Origin of the sequence: Companilactobacillus mishanensis (assembly GCF_003946505.1) — a bacterium.
In the GTDB taxonomy this organism is placed as follows: Bacteria; Bacillota; Bacilli; order Lactobacillales; family Lactobacillaceae; genus Companilactobacillus; species Companilactobacillus mishanensis.
Window position 1 is genome coordinate 1 of record NZ_RHON01000028.1, and the last position, 1,166, is coordinate 1,166.

The following is a 1,166-nucleotide window of genomic DNA, read 5'->3' on the forward strand; positions in this document are numbered from 1 at the left end:
AATAGAGTGCCCTACAATTGTTAGACAAAAATTCTAACAATTGTGGGGTATTTTTTTATGACCAAATATGATCCACTCCTCAAAGCTGAGGTAATAAATAATTATCTACAGAGAAACTGTAATTACACTAATCTAGCTGAAGAATATAATTTGCCCGCCAAGGAAATTGGTCGTTGGATAAGAAGGTACCGTTTATCTGGAACAGATTCCCTTGTCAGACGTAAAGGCAAACGTAACTTCACAGCAGAGTTCAAGTTGAGTGTGATAGACTACTATCAAACTCATGATGAATCTACTGCAGAGGTCGCTGCCAAATACGATATCCTACCTTATCAAGTAAGTGCTTGGCGTACATTATTCGAGCGTGATGGTATCGAAGCTCTGCAGCCTCATCAAAAAGGCAGGAAACCATTGAAGAAGAGAAGTAAGAAGCAAGTACGTAAACTGGTGAACAAGAATGAAGTCGATCGTTTACGAGAAGAACTGGCTCAAAAGAATCAGGAACTTTATGACACAAAGATGGAACGAGATATCCTAAAAAAATCAATGACCCTGTTCGGACCTTCAAAGGGCGTCAAAAAACACAAATAGTCGATCAGATCAGGGCTGACCAAGCAGGACTTCCAAAGGTTGAAAGATATAAAATTGGTGACTTACTTCGTGTAATTGATCTAAATAAGGCAACTTATCACGACGAGAGAAAACGAATTAAGAATCATAAGGATAAGTATGTTCAAGAGAAAAAAGCAATACTGGAGATAGCTAAAGATGGTACATTTCGTGGCAGATTAACATATGGTTACCGTAGGATCGGCGATGAACTAGATAAACTTGGCATACATCTATGCGGAGATACCATAAGAAAATTAATGTCAGAGATGGGCATTCAGGTATCGATGTATAACAAACACATCAATCACCATTACTCATCATTTAAAGGTAAGGTCGGGAAAGTTTGCATCAATGCATTGAATCAATTATTTGAAGAAACAGAGCCTTACATGGTGCTTCATACAGACGTTACACAAGTTAAATTAGCCAGTAATAAATGGGCTTATATTTCAGCGATAACAGACGAAGCTAGTAAAGAAATCTTGGCATTTCAAATAAACGATAGTCCTAACAAAGAACTGATAAAAAACACATTAAGTGAACTCCTCAAAAAA

2 protein-coding genes are annotated in these 1,166 nt (G+C 37.3%); both read left to right on the forward strand.

Translation table 11 applies throughout. The annotated features are described in order from the left end of the window. The first annotated feature begins 57 nt into the window (after nucleotides 1–57). Complete coding sequence (locus tag EKM63_RS11250; protein WP_125706643.1) at nucleotides 58–591, forward strand: helix-turn-helix domain-containing protein; 534 nt, start codon at nucleotides 58–60, stop codon at nucleotides 589–591. A 158-nt stretch (nucleotides 592–749) separates the two neighbouring features. Continuing rightward, a partial coding sequence (locus tag EKM63_RS11515; RefSeq protein ID WP_404825343.1) for an IS3 family transposase occupies nucleotides 750–1,166 on the forward strand: 417 nt, incomplete at its 3' end.